This window comes from Paracoccaceae bacterium (assembly GCA_033344815.1).
GTDB lineage: Bacteria > Pseudomonadota > Alphaproteobacteria > Rhodobacterales > Rhodobacteraceae > Roseobacter.
Window position 1 is genome coordinate 705,910 of sequence record JAWPMR010000001.1, and the last position, 24,695, is coordinate 730,604.

At 56.0% G+C, this 24,695-nt stretch carries 26 protein-coding genes; 13 read left to right on the plus strand and 13 right to left on the minus strand.

The features are described from left to right. Positions 1–18 precede the first annotated feature (18 nt). Positions 19–867: a ferredoxin--NADP reductase gene (locus tag R8G34_03365; protein MDW3221916.1), complete on the plus strand. Its 849-nt coding sequence runs from the start codon at positions 19–21 to the stop codon at positions 865–867. A 56-nt stretch (positions 868–923) separates the two neighbouring features. On the opposite strand, the gene R8G34_03370 is transcribed toward R8G34_03365, so the two are convergent. Continuing rightward, the gene (locus R8G34_03370; protein MDW3221917.1) at positions 924–1,709 is read right to left on the minus strand and encodes a translation initiation factor 3; all 786 of its coding nucleotides are present in this window, start codon (positions 1,707–1,709) and stop codon (positions 924–926) included. Positions 1,710–2,001: 292 nt separating this feature from the next. Between R8G34_03370 and infC the strand changes: the two genes are divergently transcribed. From infC to R8G34_03400, 6 genes are all read left to right on the plus strand, one after another. Next, the gene (infC, locus tag R8G34_03375) at positions 2,002–2,460 is read left to right on the plus strand and encodes a translation initiation factor IF-3 (GenBank protein ID MDW3221918.1); all 459 of its coding nucleotides are present in this window, start codon (positions 2,002–2,004) and stop codon (positions 2,458–2,460) included. A 131-nt stretch (positions 2,461–2,591) separates the two neighbouring features. Next, entirely contained in the window at positions 2,592–3,470 is an 879-nt protein-coding gene (locus R8G34_03380; protein MDW3221919.1) for a LysR family transcriptional regulator, read from the plus strand. Between the two features lie 94 nt (positions 3,471–3,564). Next, complete coding sequence (locus R8G34_03385) at positions 3,565–4,389, plus strand: putative hydro-lyase (protein ID MDW3221920.1); 825 nt, start codon at positions 3,565–3,567, stop codon at positions 4,387–4,389. A 19-nt stretch (positions 4,390–4,408) separates the two neighbouring features. Beyond that, positions 4,409–5,440, plus strand: coding sequence for a TRAP transporter substrate-binding protein (locus R8G34_03390; GenBank protein MDW3221921.1), 1,032 nt, complete (start codon positions 4,409–4,411; stop codon positions 5,438–5,440). A gap of 28 nt (positions 5,441–5,468) precedes the next feature. After that, entirely contained in the window at positions 5,469–6,017 is a 549-nt protein-coding gene (locus tag R8G34_03395; GenBank protein ID MDW3221922.1) for a TRAP transporter small permease, read from the plus strand. After that, positions 6,014–7,297 carry a TRAP transporter large permease gene (locus R8G34_03400; protein ID MDW3221923.1) on the plus strand — a complete coding sequence of 428 codons (1,284 nt, stop codon included), beginning with the start codon at positions 6,014–6,016 and terminating at the stop codon, positions 7,295–7,297. Before R8G34_03395 ends, R8G34_03400 begins: the two co-directional genes overlap by 4 nt. Before the next feature lie 56 nt (positions 7,298–7,353). On the opposite strand, the gene R8G34_03405 is transcribed toward R8G34_03400, so the two are convergent. The 5 genes from R8G34_03405 to R8G34_03425 form a co-directional block, all read right to left on the minus strand. Then, positions 7,354–8,145 carry a xanthine dehydrogenase family protein subunit M gene (locus tag R8G34_03405; protein ID MDW3221924.1) on the minus strand — a complete coding sequence of 264 codons (792 nt, stop codon included), beginning with the start codon at positions 8,143–8,145 and terminating at the stop codon, positions 7,354–7,356. A gap of 99 nt (positions 8,146–8,244) precedes the next feature. Next, positions 8,245–10,605, minus strand: coding sequence for a xanthine dehydrogenase family protein molybdopterin-binding subunit (locus R8G34_03410; GenBank protein ID MDW3221925.1), 2,361 nt, complete (start codon positions 10,603–10,605; stop codon positions 8,245–8,247). Between the two features lie 94 nt (positions 10,606–10,699). Continuing rightward, on the minus strand, positions 10,700–11,185 hold the full coding sequence (locus R8G34_03415; GenBank protein ID MDW3221926.1) for a (2Fe-2S)-binding protein: 486 nt from the start codon (positions 11,183–11,185) through the stop codon (positions 10,700–10,702). Positions 11,186–11,300: 115 nt separating this feature from the next. After that, on the minus strand, positions 11,301–12,314 hold the full coding sequence (locus R8G34_03420; protein MDW3221927.1) for a molybdopterin-binding protein: 1,014 nt from the start codon (positions 12,312–12,314) through the stop codon (positions 11,301–11,303). After that, positions 12,311–13,279: an XdhC family protein gene (locus R8G34_03425; protein ID MDW3221928.1), complete on the minus strand. Its 969-nt coding sequence runs from the start codon at positions 13,277–13,279 to the stop codon at positions 12,311–12,313. The genes R8G34_03420 and R8G34_03425 overlap by 4 nt, the downstream gene beginning before the upstream one ends. Before the next feature lie 165 nt (positions 13,280–13,444). Between R8G34_03425 and R8G34_03430 the strand changes: the two genes are divergently transcribed. Both R8G34_03430 and grxD read left to right on the plus strand, forming a co-directional pair. Continuing rightward, positions 13,445–13,681 (plus strand): BolA/IbaG family iron-sulfur metabolism protein, encoded by a 237-nt coding sequence (locus tag R8G34_03430; GenBank protein MDW3221929.1) that lies wholly within the window; start codon positions 13,445–13,447, stop codon positions 13,679–13,681. A 58-nt stretch (positions 13,682–13,739) separates the two neighbouring features. Beyond that, entirely contained in the window at positions 13,740–14,102 is a 363-nt protein-coding gene (gene grxD, locus R8G34_03435) for a Grx4 family monothiol glutaredoxin (GenBank protein ID MDW3221930.1), read from the plus strand. A 67-nt stretch (positions 14,103–14,169) separates the two neighbouring features. On the opposite strand, the gene R8G34_03440 is transcribed toward grxD, so the two are convergent. Genes R8G34_03440 through R8G34_03450 form a run of 3 tightly spaced genes read right to left on the minus strand, consistent with a single transcriptional unit; the run spans position 14,170 to position 15,394 of the window. Beyond that, entirely contained in the window at positions 14,170–14,517 is a 348-nt protein-coding gene (locus R8G34_03440) for an MliC family protein (GenBank protein ID MDW3221931.1), read from the minus strand. Beyond that, positions 14,517–14,909, minus strand: coding sequence for a cell division protein ZapA (locus tag R8G34_03445; protein MDW3221932.1), 393 nt, complete (start codon positions 14,907–14,909; stop codon positions 14,517–14,519). The genes R8G34_03440 and R8G34_03445 overlap by 1 nt, the downstream gene beginning before the upstream one ends. Next, positions 14,909–15,394, minus strand: coding sequence for a hypothetical protein (locus R8G34_03450; protein ID MDW3221933.1), 486 nt, complete (start codon positions 15,392–15,394; stop codon positions 14,909–14,911). Before R8G34_03450 ends, R8G34_03445 begins: the two co-directional genes overlap by 1 nt. Positions 15,395–15,685: 291 nt before the next feature. Between R8G34_03450 and tkt the strand changes: the two genes are divergently transcribed. Beyond that, positions 15,686–17,704, plus strand: coding sequence for a transketolase (gene tkt / locus R8G34_03455; protein MDW3221934.1), 2,019 nt, complete (start codon positions 15,686–15,688; stop codon positions 17,702–17,704). Between the two features lie 183 nt (positions 17,705–17,887). Continuing rightward, on the plus strand, positions 17,888–18,175 hold the full coding sequence (locus R8G34_03460; protein ID MDW3221935.1) for a hypothetical protein: 288 nt from the start codon (positions 17,888–17,890) through the stop codon (positions 18,173–18,175). A 5-nt stretch (positions 18,176–18,180) separates the two neighbouring features. Here R8G34_03460 and R8G34_03465 read toward each other — a convergent pair whose 3' ends face one another. Then, complete coding sequence (locus tag R8G34_03465) at positions 18,181–19,146, minus strand: DUF808 domain-containing protein (protein ID MDW3221936.1); 966 nt, start codon at positions 19,144–19,146, stop codon at positions 18,181–18,183. Positions 19,147–19,359: 213 nt separating this feature from the next. Here R8G34_03465 and gap point away from each other — a divergent pair, with 213 nt between their 5' ends. After that, positions 19,360–20,361 (plus strand): type I glyceraldehyde-3-phosphate dehydrogenase, encoded by a 1,002-nt coding sequence (gap, locus tag R8G34_03470; GenBank protein MDW3221937.1) that lies wholly within the window; start codon positions 19,360–19,362, stop codon positions 20,359–20,361. 102 nt (positions 20,362–20,463) lie between these two features. Here gap and coaD read toward each other — a convergent pair whose 3' ends face one another. The 3 genes from coaD to R8G34_03485 all read right to left on the minus strand — a co-directional run bounded on the left by coaD (position 20,464) and on the right by R8G34_03485 (position 22,449). Beyond that, positions 20,464–20,961, minus strand: coding sequence for a pantetheine-phosphate adenylyltransferase (gene coaD, locus R8G34_03475; GenBank protein MDW3221938.1), 498 nt, complete (start codon positions 20,959–20,961; stop codon positions 20,464–20,466). Positions 20,962–21,057: 96 nt separating this feature from the next. Then, entirely contained in the window at positions 21,058–21,492 is a 435-nt protein-coding gene (locus R8G34_03480) for a CBS domain-containing protein (GenBank protein ID MDW3221939.1), read from the minus strand. Positions 21,493–21,552: 60 nt separating this feature from the next. Continuing rightward, complete coding sequence (locus tag R8G34_03485) at positions 21,553–22,449, minus strand: LysR family transcriptional regulator (GenBank protein MDW3221940.1); 897 nt, start codon at positions 22,447–22,449, stop codon at positions 21,553–21,555. Positions 22,450–22,673: 224 nt separating this feature from the next. Between R8G34_03485 and R8G34_03490 the strand changes: the two genes are divergently transcribed. Then, positions 22,674–24,173 carry a CoA-acylating methylmalonate-semialdehyde dehydrogenase gene (locus R8G34_03490; protein ID MDW3221941.1) on the plus strand — a complete coding sequence of 500 codons (1,500 nt, stop codon included), beginning with the start codon at positions 22,674–22,676 and terminating at the stop codon, positions 24,171–24,173. Positions 24,174–24,695: the final 522 nt, after the last annotated feature.

A 24,695-nucleotide genomic window follows, 5' to 3' on the forward strand; every position in this document is an offset into this window, starting at 1 on the left:
GCCTGCGTTGACATATTCATGACTGAGCAAACACCTGTGACCCAAGCCGCCGCCGTAAAAGTGCCAACCCTGCCCGACGCGCAGACCGTGACTTCCGTTCAGCACTGGACGGACCGGCTGTTTTCATTTCGCGTGACGCGGCCTGCGTCGTTGCGGTTTCGGTCCGGGGAATTCGTGATGATCGGGCTGATGGGTGATCCGCATCCAGAAACCGGCAAGCAAAAACCACTGCTGCGCGCCTATTCCATCGCCTCCCCGTCCTGGGATGAGGAATTGGAATTTTATTCGATCAAGGTTCAGGACGGTCCGCTAACCTCAAAGCTGCAACATATCCAACCCGGTGATGAGATCATCCTGCGCCCCAAGCCCGTGGGCACATTGGTGCATGACGCCTTGTTGCCGGGCAAACGGTTGTGGTTTTTTGCAACCGGCACCGGGTTTGCGCCTTTTGCGTCCTTGCTTCGGGATCCCCAAACCTTTGAGGATTACGATCAGGTCATCATCGCGCATACCTGCCGGGATGTGGCGGAACTTGAATACGGTCGTCAGTTGATCGACAACCTGCGCACTGATGAGATGATGGGCGAGCTTCTGGGTGAGGAAAACCTGAAGAAGCTGACCTATTATCCAACCACGACGCGCGAAACGTCACCCAAGATGGGGCGTATCACCACATTACTGAAAGACGGTACGGTTTTTGCGGATTTGGGCATCGACGGCATTTCAGCTGAAACGGATCGCGCGATGGTCTGCGGGTCGATGGGATTGAACACCGACCTCAAGGAAATTCTGGAAGGGTTCGGGCTTGAAGAAGGCGCAAACTCCGATCCCAAACATTATGTCGTGGAAAAAGCCTTCGTGGGTTAGGCCACGGCCTCAAGAAAAAGAAGGGCATGACACAAAGCCACGCCCTTCTGCTGTTCTTATTGAACGCCTAAAGCGCTGCGCAATTGCGTCAGAGCCGCTTGCAACAGTTCAGGATTGTCCTGAGCCTGTTTGACAGCATTAGTCAGCACCAGTTTCTGCGACGTCGCCAAGTCGGAGTTGTCGATCATATCGCTGACCTTCGCAAAATCAAAGCCTTCGACCGTCAGAGCATCCGCCTGTTTTGCCGCATCAAGGGCTGCAACACCCTCTTCTGACGCCACTTCGAGCGTTTCTGCGCTTTGCGTCACGGCCTCCTCTGCCCCGGTGGCTGCTTCTTCTGTGATGCTATCCACACTAGTCTCCACGGCCGCCGTGTCTTCGGTCGTCGACGTTGCCTCATCGATCAAACTGTTCACGCTTTCCTGCGCGTCAGTTGCTGCCTCCGTCGCGACGTCGCTCGCCGCTTCTGCGGTTTCAGTGATCGCCTCAACGCTTTCTGTGGCTGCGTCCGAGACAGCTGTACCCACTTCTTCTGCGGCTGTTGTGGCACTTTCAACGGCTTCATTCACCGCGTCCTCGGTCGCAGTGGCCACATCACCCGCCGCGCTGGCCGCGGCTTCGCCCGCCTCAGCCGCTGTTTCTTCGATTGCGGTCGCGGCTTCACTTGCCGCCTCAGCGGTTGCTTCGGACGCGTCTTCGACGGCCTCGACCGCGTCACCTGCAGCCACTGGCGCGCTTTCTTCAACTTCTTGCGCAACCTCACTAAGCTGTTGACCAGTGATCAAGAAATAGCCGCCAACAGCGATAACGCCTGCGACCAAGATCCATATCAGATTTTTCATTTTGATTGCTTCCTTTTGTAGCCACCCGCAGATTTCACAGGCGCATGATTGAGCATGGTATCGCCTAGTGCTCCTGTGGGATAAAACCAATAACGGGGAAATCTGTTCCATTCGGCTCATTCCAGCCTAAATTCCGGCTTGAAGTGGCGCTTTCCCGCGGTTACTTTAACGATCTATAAACATGAACTAGGCAAGGACGACAATCATCGCTCGCAGACCGCATAACGCGCCGCCCCAACGTGAAACAGGCCCCCGCGTCAACGAAAAAATCCGTAACTCAGAAATCCGCCTGATTGGTGCTGATGGCGAAAATGTTGGCGTTGTATCGCCAGACCGGGCCATGGAAATGGCTGATGACGCCGGATTGGACCTGGTGGAAATATCGCCAAATGCCAATCCGCCGGTATGCAAAATCATGGATTTTGGCAAGTTCAAGTATGAGACACAAAAGCGCGAAGCTGAAGCGCGCAAAAAGCAGAAGATCATCGAGATCAAGGAAGTCAAATTCCGTCCGAATACGGACACCAATGATTATGATGTGAAGATGCGCAATGTTTTCAAGTTCATTGAAAACGGCGACAAGGTGAAAATCACTCTGCGCTTCCGGGGTCGCGAAATGGCGCACCAGAATCTGGGTCGCGAGTTGTTGGAGCGGGTCGCAGAAGACACCAAAGACGTCGGACGGGTCGAAAACTTTCCAAAGATGGAAGGCCGTCAGATGGTCATGTTGATCGGACCTTTGCCCAAATAGGCGACTGAAATTGCTGTGATGCATAAACGCCTCGGCTTTGCGGTCGGGGCGTTTTCCATGACGCGCAGGCATTGCTTGAACGCAAAAAATTTATCACTTCAATGGCCATCCAATTCATAATATGGATAGGCATGACATTTGATCAGATCCGCACTTTTCTCTGGGTCTCCCGGTTGGGCGGGTTTCGCAAGGCAGCTGAACGGTTGCATTTGTCCCAACCCGCTGTTTCAACACGTATTTCCAACCTCGAAGACGAATTACGCGTGCCCTTGTTCGAACGCGGGCATGGGTCTTTGGTTCTGACCAAGCACGGCACCTTGCTGTTATCTTATGCCGAGCAGATGTTGTTTGTCGAAGAAGAAATCAAACAGCGCGTGGCCAATCCGTCAGAAGCCGAAGGTCTGTTTCGTGTCGGGGCTTCGGAAACCATCGCTCAGGCGTGGCTGCCGGAATTTCTGAAGGCCTTCAGCCAACGTTATCCACGGGTCAATGTCGATCTGACCGTGGATATATCGATCAACCTGCGCGCCGCATTGCTTGAACGGCGGCTTGATCTGGCCTTTCTCATGGGACCGATATCGGAATTTTCCGTGGAGAATTTCCCCCTGCCCGCCTTTGATCTGCATTGGTACCGCTCGACCCGGAACGAACAGACCGATCTCAGCGTCATCCCGGTCATTTCCTACTCCAGCCAAACGCGCCCCTACCGCGAATTGCTGTCTGAATTATCCCGCACCGTCGGCCCAAAGGCGCGTGTTTTTACCTCTGCCTCCCTTTCGGCCAGCTTGAAAATGATTGCCGCCGGTGTGGCCGTGGGCCCTTATCCACGCGCTTTGGCCAATGATTTTTTGACCTCTGGACAGATCGTCGAATTTGATCCCGGTGTGCGTGCGCAGCCCTTGCAGTTCACGGCGTCCTATTTGTCAGAACCCCGCAGTTTTCTGGTTGAGGACAGCGCTGAAATTGCCCGTGACATTGCGCAGGCCTGGGATGACGCCCACCCGCGCTGATCTAAATTATCTATCACAATAGATACAAAATGATAATTTGTATGAAATATCTTTAATATGTGAAGATTGACGGGCGTTTGCAAAGGCCGCCCATATGACCCTCACACCCATGTCACACTCCCGACTGCGCGCCGCATCTGCGGTGGATGTCCGTCATGCCATTCGCACAGGCTCCTATACGGGTCACACGGCCGGGCTGGCACCGGGCAAACTCCAGTGCAACCTCGCCATTCTGCCCGAACATTACGCGCTCGACTTTCTAAGGTTCTGCCAACGCAATCCCAAACCCTGTCCACTGGTGGGCGTTGGTGACAGCGGTGATCCCTATTTGCCGACCCTTGGTCATGATATCGACATCCGCAGTGATGTTTCCAAATATCGCGTGTTCCGAAATGGCGAGTTGAGTGAGGAAGTCACGGATATCTCGGACATCTGGACTTACGATCTGGTGACGGTGGCTTTGGGATGCTCCTTTACCTTTGAAAATGCGCTAATGCGTGACGATATCCCCGTGCGTCACATCGAGACGGGCAAGAACGTCCCGATGTTCCGTTCTAACATTGATCTCACGCCTGCCGGTCCATTTGCGGGAAAAATGGTCGTTACCATGCGCCCGATCCCAAAAGCACTGGTCGATCAGGCCCGCCAGATCAGCGCGCGATTTCCGCAAGCGCATGGCGCGCCGATTGCCGTAGGCGACCCCGGACAGATCGGAATTGCCGATCTCTCCAAACCCGATTGGGGCGACGCGGTGGAGATCAAACCGGGTGAAATCCCGGTCTACTGGGCCTGCGGCGTGACCCCTCAAAACGTTCTTCTGGACGCGAAACTGCCCATTTGCATCACCCATTCGCCCGGTCACATGTTGATCGCGGATGTGGCTGAGGACGCCGAAACAACAATTCTAAAAATAAACTGATACGACAAGGAGATCTACTATGAAACGCACTCTAACCCTTTTGATCGCCACCACGGCGCTTGCCGCTCCCAGCTTTGCCGAGGACCTGTCCGTGGTCGGCAGCTGGTCCAGCCTTCCCCTGCACAATCAATATGAAGCACCCTTCTGGAGTACCACCCTGCCAGAAGCCTCCGGCGGCAGCCTCAATGTGGAACTGACCACGCACAACCAAATGAGTTTGGGATTGGGTGATATTTACCCTCTGCTGGGACAGGGCGTTTATGATGTGGCCATGACGGTTGCGGATTACGCCGTGGCCGATGCGCCCGAACTTGAAGGACTTGATGTACCGCTTCTGGCACTGTCAGCGGACGAGGCCCGCGCCATGGTCGATGCCGCCCGTCCAATGGTGTCGGATATTTACCGTGACCGGTTCAACTCGCATGTTCTGGCCATCGCGCCTTACCCGCCGCAGGTGGTATTCTGCAATCACGACATCTCGCAACTGTCTGACCTTGAAGGGTTAAAGGTGCGGGCCTCTGGCCGTATGACAGCGAAACTGCTGGAGGCGCTTGGCGCTGAAGGCGTGAACGTATCCTTCTCGGAAGTTCCCGGCGCCTTGCAAAACGGTGTGGTTGATTGCGCGGTCACCGGAGCGGGATCGGGATATAGCGCGGGATGGTGGGAAGTGTCTACGCATCTGCTGCCGATCCCACTGGGTGGTTGGGACTCGGTCGTGACCGCGATCAACATGGACAAGTGGAACAGCCTTGATGCTGATGCGCAAAGCCTGATTACAGAGCAAGTCAAATCCGGCTTTGAGGACCTTGCATGGGCCAGCGCGCAAGACGCACTGGTCAATGACATTGCCTGTCTGACCGGCAATGGCGACTGCCCTGCTGGCGATGCGCGCGGTATGACGCTAGTGGATGTGAGCGATGCGGATTTCGAGCGTGCCCGCGACATTCTGACCAGCGAAGTGCTGCCAGAGTGGGCTGAACGTGCCGGTGGCGATTGGGCGGCGCGTTGGAATGACAGCGTCGGTAAAGTGGTCGGCGTCACCATCAACTAAGCGACAAATCCAAAGGGGCATGCCGATTATGGAACTGAAGATGATAGAGAGCCTGCGCAGGATCAACAAAGGGGTTGCCCTGTTGGTTGGTTTTGGCCTTCTGCTCTGTGCGGCATTCGTGCTGACGGATATCATCATGCGCCAGATCGGCACGTCGCTTGGGGGCACCGAGGAGATCGCGGGATATGCCATGGCGCTCGCGACCTCTTGGGGCATGTCCTACACCTTGCTGGAACTGGGACATGTGCGCATTGACCTGCTGCGCACCCGGGCGCATAGCTTCGGGCGTTGCTTGTTTGATGTGTTTTCCATGATCGTGATGTCAGGCGTGGTGATCACCATCGCGATCAAAGCATGGCCGGTGGTGGAACGCTCCCTTACCAATGGATCACGCGCCAATACACCGCTCGAAACACCGCTGATCCTTGTGCAACTGCCCTGGTTTGCCGGTTGGGTCTGGTTTGCTGTGATGTCCAGCCTGACAACCCTCGCAGCCCTCAGCCTTTTGCTCAAACGCCGCTTTGATGAGACCGAACAATTTGTCGGCGCCTTTGCCGAACAGGATACGTTGCAATGATCACCTATGTTTCCATTGGCCTGCTTGGCCTGCTGGCCCTGTCCATCCCGGTGGGCATCGTCTTATTTCTGTTGGGCTTTGGCATCGATGTATTCTTCTCCAGCTTCCCGCTCACGCGCGGCCTCGGCAATATGGTGTGGTCGTCCTCCAATTCCGCGACCTTGATCGCCATTCCGTTTTTTGTGCTTCTGGGCGAGATTCTGGTGCGCAGCGGCGTGGCGACTCGCACCTATGCCGCTCTGGATCGTTGGGTCTCATGGTTGCCCGGCGGGCTGGTGCACGCCAACATCGCCACGGCTACGATGTTTTCTGCCACCTCTGGGTCCTCCGTGGCGACCGCGGCAACTGTGGCGACCGTCGCCATGCCACAGGCCGAAAAGCTGGGCTATGATCCTAAACTCTTTTCCGGGGCGATCGCGGCCGGTGGCACCCTCGGCATCATGATCCCACCTTCAATCAACCTGATCGTCTATGGGTTCCTGACCCAATCCTCGATCCCACAGCTATTCCTCGCCGGGTTGATCCCGGGCATCGCACTGGCGCTGGCCTTCATGGCGATCACGGCACTTATCTGTGTGATCCGGCCTGATCTGGGCGGTCTGCGCCGCACTTTCCCATTTCCACAAATGTTGCGTGCGCTCATCGACCTCATTCCGATCCTGATCCTCTTTGGTTTGATCGTCGGCTCGATCTATCTCGGGTGGGCCACACCCACCGAAGCCGCCGCTGTCGGGGTCGCCGGGGCGCTGGTCATCGCGCTGGCCTTTGGCGGTGTTTCCTGGTCCATGCTCACGCAAAGCCTCACGGGCACAGTCAAAATCACCTCAATGATCATGCTGATTGTGATTGGAGCCTCCTTTTTGAACTTTACGCTGGCGTCGGCCGGTCTGGGACGCGAGTTGACCGACTTCATGACCGGACTTGGTCTTACGCCCCTCAAGACGATCCTCGTGGTTGTCGTGCTCTACATAGTGCTGGGCTTTTTCATCGAAACCCTGTCGCTGATGGTCGTGACCATTCCGATCATCGTGCCGCTTGTGATTGCCCAAGGTTATGATGTGATCTGGTTCGGCATCCTAATGATCGTATTGATCGAAATGGCGCTGATCACGCCGCCCGTAGGCCTGAACCTTTATGTGGTTCAGGGTGCGCGCAAATCCGGAAGCCTCAATGAGGTGATGCTGGGCGCGCTGCCCTATTGCCTGACCATGCTGGCCATGGCGTTCCTGCTGATCGCCTTTCCCAGCATTGCTTTATTCTTGCCCAACGCCTTGCAGTAGGCATAAAAAAACGACCGGAGATTTCGCCCCGGTCGTTCTGATTTCGTTCATTTAAATCAAGCTGCGGCGGCAACGGCCCGCTTGGTCATAACGCCGACCAGATGAGCGCGATAGGCACCGGTGCCATGCAGATCGTTGATCATAGTGTCCCCCGATAGCGTCAACCCATCAATGGCCCCGGCAGAGAAATCTGACGATAACGCTGCTTCGGCCTCGCCCCAGCGGAACACACCCTCCTCGGACGCGCCTGTCACGGCAACCCGCACACCATCTGCAAACTTCGCGACAAAAACGCCAACAAGTGCGAAGCGTGAGGCGGGTTGCAGGAATTTCTGGTAGTTGGAGGCTTGCGGGATGGGAAAACGCACTTCGGTGATGATTTCACCCTCTTCCAGAGCGGTTGTGAACATGCCCTGAAAATAGTCATCCGCAGTAATCGAGCGGGAATTCGTAACAATTGTTGCACCCGATCCGAGTGCCGCGGACGGATAGCACGCCGAGGGGTCATTGTTGGCAAGGCTGCCGCCAATGGTGCCGCGATTGCGCACGGCCGGATCCCCGATATGGCTGGCAAGATCTGCAAGCCCTGGGTATTTGGCAGCCGCATCCTTGGCCACCGTCGCATGGGTTGTGGCCCCCCCGATGCACAGCTGTCCATCATCGCCCGTGCACACGCCTTTCATTTCGGTAATGCCCGAAAGGCTCACAAGAACCGAGGGGCTGGCAAGGCGCTGTTTCAACGTCGGGATCAGCGTCTGCCCGCCACCCAAAGCCTGGGCGTCTTCGCGCCCCAGGGCAGAAACGGCATCCGCCACGGAGCCCGGCATTTCTACATCAAAATAATACATCGTTCGTCCTTTCCTTTGACCACATAAACGCGCCGCGTTTTGCAGTCAGAAATATCGCGGCAGGTCCAGGCCATCATGTCCCGGTCCTGCCTTTTCAGATCACTGCATTGCTGCCCAGACACGCGAAGGCGTCAGTGGCATATCGATATGCGTCACGTCCTTGCCGCCTGATTGCAGCGCATCCACCACAGCGTTCACAACCGATGGAGGTGAGCCAATCGCCCCCGCCTCACCACAGCCTTTCACGCCCAAGGGGTTGTGCGTACAAGGTGTCTGACAGGAGTGATCCACCGCATAGAACGGCACGTCATCGGCGCGCGGCATCGCGTAATCCATATAGGATGCGCTCAGCAACTGGCCGTTTTCGTCATACGAACAGTTTTCCAACAACGCCTGTCCGATGCCTTGGGCCAGCCCCCCATGGACCTGACCGGTCACGATCATCGGGTTCACCACATTGCCGAAATCATCGACAGCGGTGAAGCGTTCAATGCTCACCTTACCGGTATCCGGGTCCACTTCGACCTCACAAGCATAAGCGCCTGAGGGATAGGTGAAGTTGCTCGGATCATAGAATGCGGTTTCTTCCAAACCCGGTTCGATGTCATCAAGCGGGTAGTTATGTGGCACATAAGCGGCCAGTGTCACATCCCCCCAGGCGACGGATTTATCCGTCCCTGCAACGCTGAACGCACCGTCCTTGAGCTCGATGTCATCTTCCGAGGCTTCCAGCAAGTGGCTGGCGATCTTCTTGGCCTTGGCGATGATTTTTTCTGTGGCGCGCACCATTGCAGAACCACCTACCGCGAGCGAACGGGAACCATAGGTGCCCATTCCCATAGGCGCATTGGCGGTATCACCGTGCACAATTTCGATCATGTTTTCGTCTATCCCGATCATCTCTGCGATGACCTGTGGAAAGGCGGTTTCATGACCCTGCCCGTGACTGTGGCTGCCGGTCATGACAACCAGACCGCCGGTGGCATTGACCCGTACTGTCGCAGATTCGTATAGGCCTGCGCGCGCACCGAGTTGCCCCACAAGGTTGGACGGCGCAATGCCGCAAGCCTCGATGTAGCAATTGATGCCCAAACCACGCCATTTGCCTTTGGCCTCAGAGGCTTTACGGCGCGCATCGAAGCCGGACAGATCGCCCAATTCCTCAAGCTTGTCCATCGTGGCAGGATAATCGCCCGTGTCATACTCAACGGCCACCGGAGTGGCATAGGGGAACTGGGTAATGAAATTCTGACGGCGCAGCGCAATCGGGTCCACACCCAGTTCACGCGCCGCCTTGTCGATCACCCGTTCCAGTTGGAACGTCGCTTCGGGACGACCGGCTCCGCGATAAGCATCGACAGGTACAGTGTTGGTAAACACCGCTTTGACGTTCACATAGATGAGCGGCGTTCTGTAATTGCCCGCCATCAAGGTACCGTGAAGCCACGTTGGCACCGAAGGTGCAAAGGTGCTGAGATACGCGCCCATGTTCGCATAGGTATCCGTGCGCAGGGCCGTGAAGTTGTTCTCTGCATCCAGCGCCAGTTCGATCTTGGTCACATGGTCGCGACCGTGCGCGTCAGACATGAAGGCCTCAGAGCGACTGGACGTCCACTTCACCGGGCGGTTGCAGGCTTTGGCCGCGAAGGTCACAAAAGCCTCTTCTTGATAATGGAATATCTTGGTGCCGAAGCCGCCGCCCACGTCCGGGGCGACAACACGCAACTTGTGCTCGGGGATGCCCAACACAAACGCGCCCATCAAGAGGCGGATGACATGCGGGTTTTGCGACGTGGTATAAAGCGTGTGATCGTCGGTGCCGCGGGCATAATCGCCGACCGCTACACGCGGTTCCATCGGATTGGCGACAAGACGGTTGTTGACCAGTTCAAGCGTCGTGACATGGGCCGCTTTGGTAAAGGCCTCATCCGTCGCGGCCTTGTTTTCCTCAACAAAACCCCAATCGTAACAAAGGTTTGACGTCAGATCATCATGCACTTTTGGTGCATCACTTGCGACCGCCGACTTCATATCAACCACCGCCGGCAGTTCGTCGATGTCAACGGTGATCGCTTCTGCGGCGTCGCGCGCCTGCTCCAATGTCTCCGCAACAACGGCGGCGATGGGTTCGCCAACATGGCGCACCTTGCCATGTGCCAGAATGGGGTGGCGCGGCTCCTGCATCGGCTCGCCATGTTTGTCCGTCACCTGCCAGCCGCATGGCATCCCACCAACGGCTTCAAAATCGGCACCTGTGAAAACCTTCACAACGCCTGCCATGGCTTCGGCTGAAGATGTATCGATTGACGAAATCGTACCGTGCGCAATATCGGAGCGCAGGAAAAACACATGCGCCTGCCCTCGAATGTTGATGTCGTCTGTATAATTTCCCTCACCGGTCAAAAACCGGATGTCCTCGCGGCGCTTTGAGCTGGCGCCGATGCCTCCATCTTTTGGCATTTTATTCCTCCCTGAAAAGCGGTGGCCTGAAAGCCCACCTTACGGTGCGATCCTCTGTAGGGTGGGCTTTCAGGCCACCCTGGATCATCAGTTTTTATTCTGCAGCGATTGTTGTTACATCCTGACCCGAAGCGGCCATGATCGCCTTGACGATATTATGATACCCTGTGCAGCGGCAAATATTGCCCTCCAGGTATTCTCGAATTTCCGTCTCGGTCGGGTTTGCATTTTCTTTCAAAAGCGCTGCGGCGCTCATCACCATGCCCGGCGTACAGAAACCGCACTGCAACCCATGATGATCCTGAAACGCTTGCTGGATGACACTCAACGAACCATCCGCATTCGACATGGCTTCGATGGTTGTGACCTCAGAACCTGCGGCTTCAGCGGCAAGCATGGTGCACGCTTTGACCGCCTCGCCATCCACATGCACAACACATGCGCCGCATTGGCTGGTATCGCATCCTACATGGGTGCCTGTCAGTTCCAGCGTATCGCGCAGGAATGACGACAAAAGCGTGCGCCCCTCCACATCGCCAGACGCGGCCTTACCGTTAACGGTCATCGAGACCTGAGCCATATTCTTCTCCCTAAGTTTTTTTGTTGAGTTGAGTTAAGCATGCCCCTTACCGGTTGAGAACCTATTATTTCGTCGCATGGGTCAAGATGCGTTATAATGCCTCTTCCGGACTGGTTCATTTGGTGGGTTCAGGTCGCTTTCCAGCGCGCGGTTGCGGGCGTGTGGGGATTTCCTTCAACAACCCACCGACTCCCATGGCCGCCACATCATCATCGCTGACGTCTATACCGCACATCACCCGTGACAAAACCCAATCCGCCCCGTTTAAGGCTGGCGCGCGGGCGCACCCCGGCAGACCAATCACCGATTGCTTTGCGAGGTTTCCCAAAAACAATAGGTTACCGGGGTCCACAGGCATGCCAAACCGTGTCACTTGTCCGCCAGCGTTTCTGAGGGCAGCAGGTGCGACGTCATTTATGTCTGATGTCGCAGAACCGTTGAGGATCAATATTAGCTCATCCTGACATTCACCAATCGCATGGGACAAGGCATCGACCTCATGGTGCACAACAATCGGTTTGGAAAGTGTTACGCCGAATGCCGCAACCCGGTCGGCAATGGCCTTTTGCCCTTTGGAGCCCGCGCCCCCTTCGATCTCGGATATGATCAAACCAACTGTTTTAATTTTGGGCGGTGCCAAACGAATGGCAGACTTTGCCAGTTTGCAAGCTTCCATCAAAGCGGCCTCAGGCACAGCGTAGGAAATAATCTTGATCGTCCCAACCATCCCGCCGGGTGACATTTGTTGAAACGGCGGAACAGTTGCCAGCGTAATCATCGGATGCACTCGGTTCAGCGCCTCAAGAGCCGCGACATCCATGACGGCAACGCCCGGCCCTTCGGCCAGCAAATTGACGCGCCCGGTAAAAGCGTCCGTCACCTTAAGACACTGGTCAGACGCATTTGGGACAAGTGCCTTCGCAAGCAATTGCGCCGCGTCGTTTTCGAAAACGTCACCAGCCTCCAACCGCGCGACAGTCACCTCGGTGATGCCAGCATGGGTCAAAGAACCAATATCGCTTGCGTCCAGAATACGCCCTTTGCGCAATCGCCTGCGATCGCCCAGCGATACGGAATGGGCCAATACGCCGCCTTCAGCATCCCCAACGGCGACCTGTCCAAACTTCATGCGCCGCGCCTCAACACCCGAGTCATTTCGCCAAGAATAGCAACTGCAATTTCGGGCGGACCGGCCGCCCCGATGTTCAACCCCACCGGTCCATGAACGCGGCCGATCTGATGCGGTTCGAATCCTGCATCAGCAAGACGTCCTGCGCGCGAGGCCTGCGTGCGCGTGGATCCAAGCGCCCCGATGTAGAAAGCACGAGACCGCAGTGCAATATGCAACGCCGGATCATCCAGTTTGGGATCATGGGTCAACAGCACAACGGCGGTGCGACTGTCCACACCAATGGTTTCAAGCGCTTCATCCGGCCAGTCTTGCAAGATCCGCTCTCCCGGAAAGCGCGCTTCAGAACCAAAAGCGGCACGCGGATCCACAATAAAGGGGTCATACCCGGCAATCCGCGCCATCGGTACCAAGGCCTGTGCAATATGCACCGCGCCCACAACCACCAAACGCAATGGCGGATTGTGGATCGCAACAAAAACATCCCCGTCTTGTTCGAAGCCCGATTTGTCCATGGCAAACCGATCCACATACCCCTCGTGAACAAGGCGTCGTGCCCCCGTTTTAAGGCTTGCTTCATACGCGGTGGGGGTACGGGCCGCACGGGCAGCCACGAGGTCACTCAAAACATCGACGGGCAGGACCGTGCCGACGGGTTCCACCAGAATACGAATCGTGCCGCCGCAAGCCAGACCGACGGCAAAGGCATCACCATCGCTGACGCCGTATTCAAGCAAGCGCTGCTCGCCCTTTTCCAATGCATCTGCCGCCTCCAAAACGACAGCGCCCTCGACGCAGCCGCCCGATACGGACCCTTGCATCTCACCATCGCCAGCAATCACCAATTGCGCTCCGACGCGCCGGGGTGCTGACCCCCAGGTTTCCACCACCGTGGCCAACACCGCCCCGCGTCCCGCGTCATGCCAGGCCAGCGCCTGTTCCGGTGCGTTTTCAAAAACATCCATACCGACTCTCCCTGAACCGAACTATCTAACATGTGGCACGGCTTGTCTGCCCCAAACGCGAGAATCCCTTTCCGTCTGAGCTATCCTGTGGAATTCAATTTGGCACCTTGTCCCCACCTGCCCCGACCACTACATTTGCAGACAGACCACAACGGAGCCGAGCCCATGCCCATGCAAGCCAGCGAAATCGAAGATCTGCTGCGTGCCAGCTTTCCTGATGCAACAATAACTGTAGAGGGCAACGACGGCGTTCACATGGCAGCCATGGTTGTTGATGAGAGCTTTCGCGGCAAGAATCGCGTGCAACAGCAGCGCGCAGTCTACGCGGCCCTGAAGGGCAAAATGGACGGCTCCAACGGAGAGCTGCACGCTTTGGCGCTGACAACAAGAATCCCTGATTGAGACACTTGAATTTTCGGCATTGAACCTCTTAAACGCCGAGCGATCCGAAGGAATTGAAATGACAGACACAACAACACAAATTCAAGAAACCATTTCCGGATCGGACGTGGTTTTGTTCATGAAGGGCACCAAAGAGATGCCGCAATGTGGTTTTTCCAGCCGCGTGGCTGGCGTTTTGAACTACATGGGCGTCGACTTTTCGGATGTGAATGTCCTGTCCGACGAGGCACTGCGTCAGGGCATCAAGGACTTTTCCGACTGGCCCACGGTTCCGCAGCTCTATGTCAAAGGTGAGTTCGTCGGCGGGTGCGACATCATCACCGAAATGACCCTGTCAGGTGAACTAGATACGCTGTTCGCCGAAAACGGTGTGACGTTTGACAAGGATGCTGCGGATAAGATTCGCGAAGCCAACGGTTAAGCGTCGCCGCTTTCATCCAGCCAGAAAGAAAGCGAGCTCCGCTTTCCTTTGTTAGTAGACCCGCTCATCAGCCATCGGATTGCGTGCATTGCGCGTAAACCGGTGTCTCTTGGCCTGTTGTTGCATCAAACCAAGTCAGCATTGCCGCGTCGCCCTTTGTCCACCACACGTATCCAGACAGATTGCGCGGCCCTGCATAGCGCGCGCCAGAGGCTGAAGGTGTGGTTTCAAGATGGATCATTTCGCCTTCAACCAACAGAACAGCAACGCCAATCGAGTCCTTCCCTTCAACAAAAACCACCGGAAGCTCGACGGAACGTTCACACAGGTAGAGAGCCGCCACCGAACCCGCATTTGCGGTCATGGCGGCGCCCGTCCAGATCATGAAACCAGCCATGATCTGAAACTGTCCCATTACGCTTTCGACTTTTCTTCGACGGAAGCTGCAACTGCCTCGGCGCGGGCGGCAAGTTCAGCAAGCGTGTCTGTCACCGACTGCGGTACGACAGGGACTTCGACCCGCTCCGGCTCAACGACGGTATCGCGCAGATTTGCCAGTTCAGCGTCACGTGCGGTCAGCTTGGCTTGCAATTCAGCAACCTGATCTTCCACATTTGCCGTCTTGTCCGCGAGCATCAGACCCGCCATCAGCAACATGCGCGCTTCGGGCATGCGACCGGCCTGATCGGCCAGAACCTGCGCTTCGTCATCGAGCATCTTTGCTGCCGTGTGCAGAAAATGCTCCTCGCCGACCTGACAGGCGACTTCAAATTGACGGCTTCCGATGGAAATTGTGACTTCCGGCATCAGACAGTCTCCTCATTTTGGGGTGCGCCGGCTTCCAGCAGAGGCGTCAAGGCGGCGATAATCTCATCCGCCTGCGTGACCTCGGCGGTCCGTGCTGCGCGCAGAGATTCAAGTTCGGCCATCATTGCAGCGTTGATCAGATCCGGCTCACCAACCCCTTCGGCATTGGCGGTCCTGAGCGCTTCGCATGCTTCACCAAGCTGCGCGTTTGCGCGACGCAACCGTTGCAGGTCCTGATCAAACTGACTGATCCGCGCGGCGGTTTCTGTCGCCCGGTTTTCCAGTTCTTCCAAGGCCTTGGACTGACGTTCTCCCAAGGCACGCACCCGTTCATTTAACTGCGCGTTCACGGTTTTCTCATCTTCGAGCGCCAGTTTGAGTGCCTCCATGCTTTCAGATGCACCGCTTCCAATAACGTCGACACCTTTGGCAACCCGGTCCAAGGCGGACATAATCCGGCTTTGAAGATCTTCGATTTCGCTCATGCCCACCTCATCATCTCTCTATAAAACGCGCCGCGATTGCGGCTGCCTCATTCTGCGAGAGACGAATCGCTCCCGTGCAGGCTCAGATTAACTCTATTCCACCAACCTCACAAACACGCCTTTCTTTGTGATCAATTGCTTGCCGGACGCTGTTGAAGTCAATGGTTTGCCAAAGGCAAGCCCCCGCCCTTGATCTTTGCGAGGCGACTGTTATGCAGCGCTCAAACTTTGGCTATCTCGCCTGAAACCCCGCTTTTGGGGCCGCTTCGAACCGACAAAGGATTCTACCACGTGGATTTAAAAGCCCTCGCTGCCGCCAACCCTGATCACTGGTCCAAGGCCACGGCGATTCGTGCGCTCACACTGGATGCCGTCGCTGCTGCCAATTCGGGGCATTCCGGCATGCCGATGGGCATGGCCGACGTCGCGACCGTGCTCTTTGAAAAGCACCTCAAGTTCGATCCTACGCAACCCACCTGGCCAGATCGCGACCGGTTTATTCTCTCGGCGGGCCATGGTTCCATGTTGCTTTATTCGCTGCTGCATCTGACGGGGTACGCCGATATGACGCTGGAGGAGATCAAGAATTTCCGCCAGTGGGGATCGCGCACGGCAGGTCACCCGGAATATGGTCATGCCTCTGGCATTGAAACCACGACCGGGCCGCTTGGTCAGGGCATCGCCAATTCCATCGGTTTTGCCATGGCGGAGGAAATCCAGCGTGCGCATTATGGGAAAAAAGTTGTGGATCACTATACCTATGTGATCGCCGGTGACGGATGCCTGATGGAGGGCGTGAGCCAAGAGGCCATTACACTGGCCGGACGCCAAAACCTGAGCAAGTTGATCGTGCTATGGGACAATAACGACATCACCATTGACGGGCCTGTGTCGCTGTCGGATCGCACCGATCAGGTGGGCCGTTTCAAGTCCGCGGGCTGGGATGTTCTGGAAATTGACGGACATGATCCGGCGGCCATTGACGGCGCACTGACGCAGGCCAAGAAGGGCAGCAAACCGACGATGATTGCTTGCAAGACCCACATTGCCTTGGGCCATGCAGCACAGGATACTTCCAAAGGCCACGGCGCGCTGACGGATGCCGCCCAATTGACCGCCGCCAAAGAAGCCTATGGTTGGAAAACCGGACCCTTTGAGGTGCCCGCAGATGTGAAATCTGCCTGGGAAGCCATCGGCGCGCGCGGTGCAGAGACCCGCCGCGCCTGGGAAGAGCGGTTTGACACCCTCCCCCGCGCCAAGCGTGAAACCTTCAATCGGGCTTTTGCGCTGGAAGCACCCAAAAAGCTGAGCGCGGTGATCAAAGCGTTCAAAAAGCAGATGTCAGAAGCCGCGCCCAAGCTCGCGACCCGCGCGAGTTCCGAAAAGGTTTTGGAGATCGTCAACCCGGTCATGCCTGAAACAGTGGGTGGGTCTGCAGATCTGACCGGCTCCAACAATACCAAAACCGGTGATCTGGGTGTTTTTGACGTCGACAGTCGCGGTGGACGTTATGTCTATTGGGGCATTCGTGAACACGGCATGGCGGCGGCGATGAACGGCATGGCGCTGCACGGCGGTCTGCGCCCCTACGGTGGGACGTTCATGTGTTTCACCGATTATGCACGCCCCGCGATGCGTTTGGCGGCCCTGATGAAAATCCCAACCGTTTTTGTGATGACCCATGACAGCATCGGTCTGGGCGAAGACGGCCCAACGCACCAACCGGTGGAGCATCTTGCAATCAGCCGCGCGACACCGAACACCTATGTGTTCCGCCCCGCCGATACGATTGAGACGGCAGAGGCCTGGGAATTGGCGTTGACGTCCAAGGAAACACCATCTGTGTTGTCTCTGACGCGTCAGGGTTTGAAAACAGTGCGAACAGAGCACAAGACCAAGAACCTGACCGCACAGGGCGGCTATGTTTTGGCGGATGCGGATGGAAAACGGCAGGCCATCCTGCTGGCCACCGGTTCCGAAGTCGAGATCGCACTGGCCGCCCGCGACATTCTCCAGGCGGAAGGGATCGGTACTCGGGTTGTGTCCCTGCCGTGCTGGGAATTGTTTGAGGAACAGGATGAGGCCTACCGCAAGCGTGTCTTGCCCGGTGGTCCGGTGCGGGTTGCAGTCGAGGCCGGCATTCGCTTTGGCTGGGATCGCTGGCTCTTTGGGGAGCGTGGCAAGCGCGAGAAATCCGGGTTCGTTGGGATGCATGATTTCGGAGCATCTGCCCCTGCTGGCACGCTTTATGAAGAGTTTGGCATCACCGCACAGGCCGTTGCGGATAAAGCGAAATCCCTCATCAAATAGCGAGCATCGCTTCAAAAACAAAAACATTGAAATGCGCCTACGTTTAGGGCGCATTTTTTATTGGATCCAGCGCGATGCATTAATTTCGCAAAAGCAAATTCGTTAACCAACCCGCGCAATCCATCTAGCGCGTTAACCTCGCCTTAACACCTTATTCACAAAGTGGGCGCAGGAGGTCTTCAAATGGCAATCGGATTTGTACTTGTTGGCGGCGTTTCAGGCTTCATTGCAGCGGTTGTGACACTGTTGATGGGCCAAGGGCTTTGGCAGGCATTGCTGAACTACTGGAAGGTCGGAACGATAGCGCTGGTTGCGCTGGTTATAGTGCATCTGGTTGCGTCAAGCATTCGAAGCATTGGCACGAAACTTGATGCTGAAGCAGCGCGCCGTGCCAAAGCGGACGGCTATGGGTTTGGCGGGCTGAAGCCATCAACCGTCGAACAAACAGCATTCAAACCGTCCCAGCACTGAAACTGTTAACCGATCGTCTTGCGCAGCAGAGGCGTGACCACCTTTTCGCCCACGGGGATCAAGGCAAGCCCAAGCGCGATGCCGACAATGCCATCCATAAAGGCTTTTGCGGCCCATTCTCCCACCCCAATCACCGGTTCGGGCAAAGCATGGCCGATTGCGTAGGCCCAATCATGAATGTGATGTCCAAGCCAAGGCGCGCCCAGAACTTCCAGCCCATGCACGATGATACTGCCGCCGACCCACAACATGGCCGCCGTACCAATAACGGTTAATCCCCACATCACCTTGGGCATTGCCTTCACAATACCCCGTCCCAATGCGCGGGTCGCCCCGAGCCTTGCATTGGCGGCCATGGCCAACCCGGCGTCATCGGCTTTTACAATTAAAGCAACCGATCCATAAACCGCCACTGTGATCATGACGGCAACAGCCGCAAGGGTCGCTGCCTCCATCCAGAAATTGCTCGGTGGTATCGCCGCCAGAGAGATCGTCATGATTTCTGCCGATAATATGAAATCGGTCTTGATTGCGCCTGCGGCTTTTTGTTCCTCAAGATGGGCCGGGTCCTGCGCTTCGGTATCCGCTGCCGGGTAATCCACATGCCCGTGCCCGCCGATACCCAGAGCGTGAGCAATCTTTTCAGCGCCTTCAAAGCATAAATAGGCGCCGCCCAGCATGAGCAAAGGCGTGATCAGCCAGGGCGCGAAGTTCGACAACAGCAGGCCAATCGGCAAAAGATACACCAGTTTGTTAACGAATGATCCTTTTGCGATCCGCCAAATAATCGGCAATTCGCGATCCGCAGAAAAACCCTGAACGTATTTTGGGGTTACGGCAGCATCATCAATGACGGCCCCCGCAGCTTTGGCGCCCGCTTTTGCCGCCTGCCCAATAACGTCATCCACGGAGGCAGCGGCAACCTTTGCGATTCCCGCAACGTCATCCAGTAATGCCAGCAATCCGCTCATTTGTTGGTTTCCTTACTCTCGCCCTGTCTCGCTCAAAGACCTAGAGCGCCCTGCGCCTCTTGGCAATCATGGTTAAAATGCACGCAAAACGTGCGGGCAACAGACTGTTGCCGAGGTTTAACGCTAACATTTTGAAAACACGCCGTTTTAACCATTCCGCCAAATCAGGTTACCGGGTATAGAGCGCACAAATGGGCATTGTGGAGTAAAGATATGACGATCAGAGTTGGTATCAATGGGTTTGGGCGCATCGGGCGCTGCACACTGTCCTACATCGCAACTTCAGGACGCAACGATATCGATGTTGTCGCGATCAATGCAACCGGTCCGCTGGAAACCTCCGCCCATCTGATGAAATACGACTCGGTTCATGGCCGCTTCCCCGGTGATGTGATCGTCGGTGCGAACTCGCTTGATCTGGGACGTGGACCGATCCGAATGATGTCGACCTATGATATGAATGAACTTGACTGGACCGATGTTGACGTCGTGTTGGAATGCACAGGCAAATTCAATGACGGTGACAAGGCCAAAACCCATATCGATCGCGGTGCGAAACGCGTGCTGATTTCCGCCCCGGCAAAGAATGTGGACCGAACCATCGTATATGGTGTGAACCACCGCGATCTTCTGCCGTCTGACGCTGTCATTTCCAACGGGTCCTGCACCACAAACTGCCTTGCCCCGCTCGCCAAGGTCATGGATGACGCGATTGGGATCGAGCGCGGGATCATGACGACCATTCACTCTTATACAGGCGATCAACCGACACTGGACCGGCGCCACGATGATCTTTACCGGGCCCGCGCCGCCGCCATGGCGATCATCCCGACCTCCACCGGTGCGGCCAAGGCATTGGGCGAAGTATTGCCACAGATGGCCGGTAAACTCGACGGCACCGCGATGCGCGTGCCAACGCCGAATGTTTCTGCTGTTGATCTGACCTTTGAAGCGCCGCGAGATGTAACAGTAGAGGAAGTCAACGCGGCCCTGGAAGCCGCAGCGCTTGGCCCGATGTCGCGAGTCATGGCCTATGACGCCGAAGCAAAGGTATCGATTGATTTCAACCACACCGAACAAAGCTGCATCGTCGCGCCGGATCAGACCAAGGTCGTTGGGGGCCGCACCGTGCGCGTTCTGGCATGGTATGACAACGAATGGGGCTTCTCCGCGCGTATGGCGGATGTTGCCGTCAGCATGGGTCATCTGGGTTAAAACATCGGATCATTGATCCCGGGGTCATTTGCGCGGGCGCATAAATCGGAAAACACCACCCAGCTGCGGGCCGAGCACCCCGGCAACATATCATGGCGCGCCCTACTTTTTCCCGAGCCGTGTCATGAGTGCGGATTTAACACGTGGTGTGACGAATTTACTGACGTCTCCATCGAGACGGGCAATTTCCTTGACCAGTTTGCTTGCGATCGCCTGATGTTGTGCCTCGGCCATCAGAAAAACGGTCTCAATGCCATCATCCAACTGTCGGTTCATCCCAACCATCTGGTATTCATACTCAAAGTCCGCCACAGCGCGAAGGCCGCGCACGATGACCTGGGCCCCGACGTCGCGCGCGCAATCTATCAGAAGATTTTCAAATGGGTGCACGAGGATTTCGATCTCGGCCTGCCCCGCCAATTTGGCGCATTCGGCTTCCACCATCGCCACCCGTTCTTCCAGACAAAAAAGCGGCCCCTTGTCGCGGTTAATCGCAACCCCGATCACCAATCGGTCCAACAGGATACTGGCGCGGCGAATGATATCAATATGGCCCAATGTGATCGGATCAAAGGTGCCGGGATAGAGGCCAACGCGCATGTGGTCTCTCCTGTCGTGAGAATTTCGGGTAAACGACCACTTCGGACTTGGGATTGCAAGTCCTTTACCTGAGGCCTCTGTGAACGATACCGCCCGTCAGTGCCCCATGATCATGCCTTCAAGGGCATCTTTTTCCATCGCGAGTTCCAACAGCTTGGCTTTAACCACGTCCCCCAATGAAATCACGCCGATCAAAGTGCCCGCATTGAGAACGGGCATGTGGCGAAATCGACCGTCTGTCATTTGTTGCAGCACGGAATCTGCGGCATCTTCCTGCCCACAGGTCACCAATTTCGTTGTCATCAGGGTTTCGACAGTATGTGTCAGGCATCCGGCACCGCGCGCACCGATTTCGCGCACGATGTCACGTTCTGACAGGATGCCGTCCGCTGTATTGCCATCGCGCGAAACGACCACTGTGCCGATGCGTTTTTCTGATAGAATTCTCGCAGCTTCTGCGATGGACAATGTGGGGGAAACCGTAACAACGTCTTGCTGTAATTTGGTTTTCAGGATCTGGGACACCAACATGCCGGACCTCCTTGCAACGTGTTGACAACATCCCTAGCGTCACCGCAAAGCGCAACCAAGTCAAGCCAGCGCTTCCAAGCGTACAACTTCTGCGCGCAAGCCGCTGCTGAGCGCGTCGGCAAAACGGCTCAACCGCGAGTTACGCTGGTCATCTCCGTGACGGATCAGGTAAAATGCGCGCGTCAGGCTGATTTGATCGGTCAATATCCGTCGGACCCCTGTCATGGCTGGAATTGAGAAATCATGGGCCACCCCGACACCGCCGCCCTGACGGATCCAGTTAATCTGAACCGAGACCGAATTGGACGCAAGCGGAACGCGGGTCATCCCCAGATCGCTGAGGTAATCCAATTCCCGGTCAAAGATCATGTCGGGAATATATCCCACAAGCCTGTGATGTTTGAGATCTGACGCCGTATGGATCACCGGGTTTTGCGCCAGGTAGGTCTCAGAGGCGGCGAGATGAAGCTGATAATCGGTGATCTTCTGCACCACCAAACGCCCTGCCGTGGGGGCGCTGACTGCGATGGCCATGTCGGCTTCGCGACGCGATAGATTGAACACCCTTGGCAAGGCCACAATCTGTATATCAAGGTCCGGATTATCATCACCAATGGTGGCGCATACTTGCGGTAATAGATAGTTGGCAGCCCCATCTGGCGCCCCGATACGGATTTGACCCGTAAGGCGATCAGATTGCACTGGGAGATCAGCAACCACGCTGCGCATCGCTCTTTCCGCGGTTTCGGCACGTACCAGCAAAGATGCCCCGGCATCTGTCAGAATGTAACCTTGCGGCGACTTGGTAAAAAGGGTGGCTTGCAAGGCGCGCTCCAAACGCTGCATCCTGCGCCCGACTGTCGCCGGATCAAGCCGCAATAGCTTTCCGGCACCCGAGAGGGTCTCTTCGCGCGCAACAGTCAAAAACAGGCGCAGATCATCCCAATTGGTTTGCAATTTCCTTAACCCTTCTGAAATGAAACAACCCGATGTGGCAGTAGCACGTGCCTCCGGTGTTTTGCAAAAACGCAAAATAACTTTGCCAACTTGCCCCTTTCGCAGGGGTTTTTGCAAGACTATGCTGTCAAAACAGAGCGACGATGTCATAATACCGCAAAGCCACACGACAGTCGCGCAGGCAGTGCCACGCAATACACCGCCCCACAACTTTGGAGAGCAACATGCAAGAATTAACCCACTATATGAACGGCGCACATGTCAAAGGCACGTCAGGGCGTTTTGCCGACGTCATGAACCCGGCCACCGGTGAGGTTCAGTCAAAATGCCCCCTCGCCTCCAAGGCAGAAGTTGAGCAAGCCGTGGCAATCGCGGCGGCGGCACAACCCGCATGGGCTGCTGTAAACCCGCAACGGCGTGCGCGTGTTATGATGAAATTTGTCGACCTTTTGAACCGCGACATGGACAAACTGGCCGAAGCGCTGAGCCGTGAGCATGGGAAGACGCTGCCTGATGCGGCGGGCGATGTGCAGCGTGGTCTGGAAGTGGTGGAATACTGCATCGGCGCGCCGCAGTTGCTGAAAGGTGAATACACCGACAGTGCCGGTCCTGGAATTGATATGTATTCCATGCGTCAGGCGCTTGGCGTGACCGCAGGGATCACCCCGTTCAATTTCCCGGCAATGATCCCGATGTGGATGTTTGCGCCCGCCATTGCCTGCGGCAATGCTTTCATCCTCAAGCCATCCGAACGCGATCCTTCGGTGCCTTTGATGTTGGCTGAATTGATGGAAGAAGCCGGACTTCCCAAAGGCATCTTGCAAGTCGTGAATGGCGACAAGGAAGCGGTGGATGCATTGCTGCACGATGAAATCGTTCAGTCCATCGGTTTTGTCGGTTCGACCCCGATTGCTGAGTACATCTATGGAACCGGCTGCGCGAACGGCAAACGGGTGCAGTGTTTTGGCGGTGCCAAGAACCACATGATCATCATGCCGGACGCCGATATGGATCAGGCGGCGGATGCGCTGATTGGGGCCGGGTATGGTGCCGCAGGCGAGCGCTGCATGGCAATTTCGGTCGCGGTCCCAGTGGGTGATGAAACCGCAGACAGGCTGGTTGAAAAGCTGGTTCCCCGGATCGAAAAGCTCAAAGTTGGTCCCTACACCGCCGGCGCGGATGTTGATTATGGTCCCGTGGTCACGGCGGCAGCAAAAAGCAATATCGAAAGACTGGTGCAAACCGGCATTGATCAAGGCGCAAAACTGGTCGTTGATGGCCGTAACTTCAACTTGCAGGGTTATGAAGACGGCTTCTTTGTCGGACCACATTTGTTTGACCACGTCACCAAGGACATGGACATTTACAAGCACGAGATTTTTGGTCCCGTCCTGTCTACCGTGCGGGCGCAAAGCTACGAGGAGGCGCTGGGGCTTGCGATGGATCACGAATATGGGAACGGCACGGCGATCTTCACCCGCGATGGTGACGCAGCGCGTGATTTTGCCAACCGTGTCAATGTCGGCATGATCGGGGTCAACGTACCGATCCCCGTGCCTTTGGCGTATCACACCTTTGGCGGGTGGAAAAAATCAGTATTTGGGGATTTGAACCAGCACGGACCGGACGCATTCAAGTTTTACACCCGCACAAAAACGATCACCTCGCGGTGGCCATCGGGCATCAAAGAAGGCGGCGAGTTCAACTTCAAACCAATGGAATAAAAGAATTGGGGCGGCTCATTGAGCCGCCCCGTACCGTTTAAAATACGTCGCCTTTTGAAATTAATAGACACCTTTCAGTGCCCGACCCCCGTATTATTGCGGGCCGAATCCAGCCAATGGCCGGAAAACGTAAAGCTGCTTGTTTTGTCTAAGGAAGCGAGGCTCCAATTGCCCGGCATCACAGGAAGACGACAGCTTAATCTTGCAAAAGTGTGTCTGTGTAGAACAAAAAGACCCACCCAATCTCTCTAGTCAGCGAAAACTTACCACAAGCGGACTTCCGCCGCAAAGAAATAATAGCAAAAAATGGTAACCGTGATATTGAGGGGAATTGCACGAAAGTATAAATTTTTAACTAAATAATACAGATGCTTAATAGGTAACGGCATTTGATTTGCTAAAGTCAACTCATGATTGAACGTACTACCCTTTAAGTTGCTTTTTTGATTTCGGCCCCAAAGACTCTCAGATTCATCGCAACTTTCCCGTATTACGATAATTTTTATTGACGAAATGATTCTT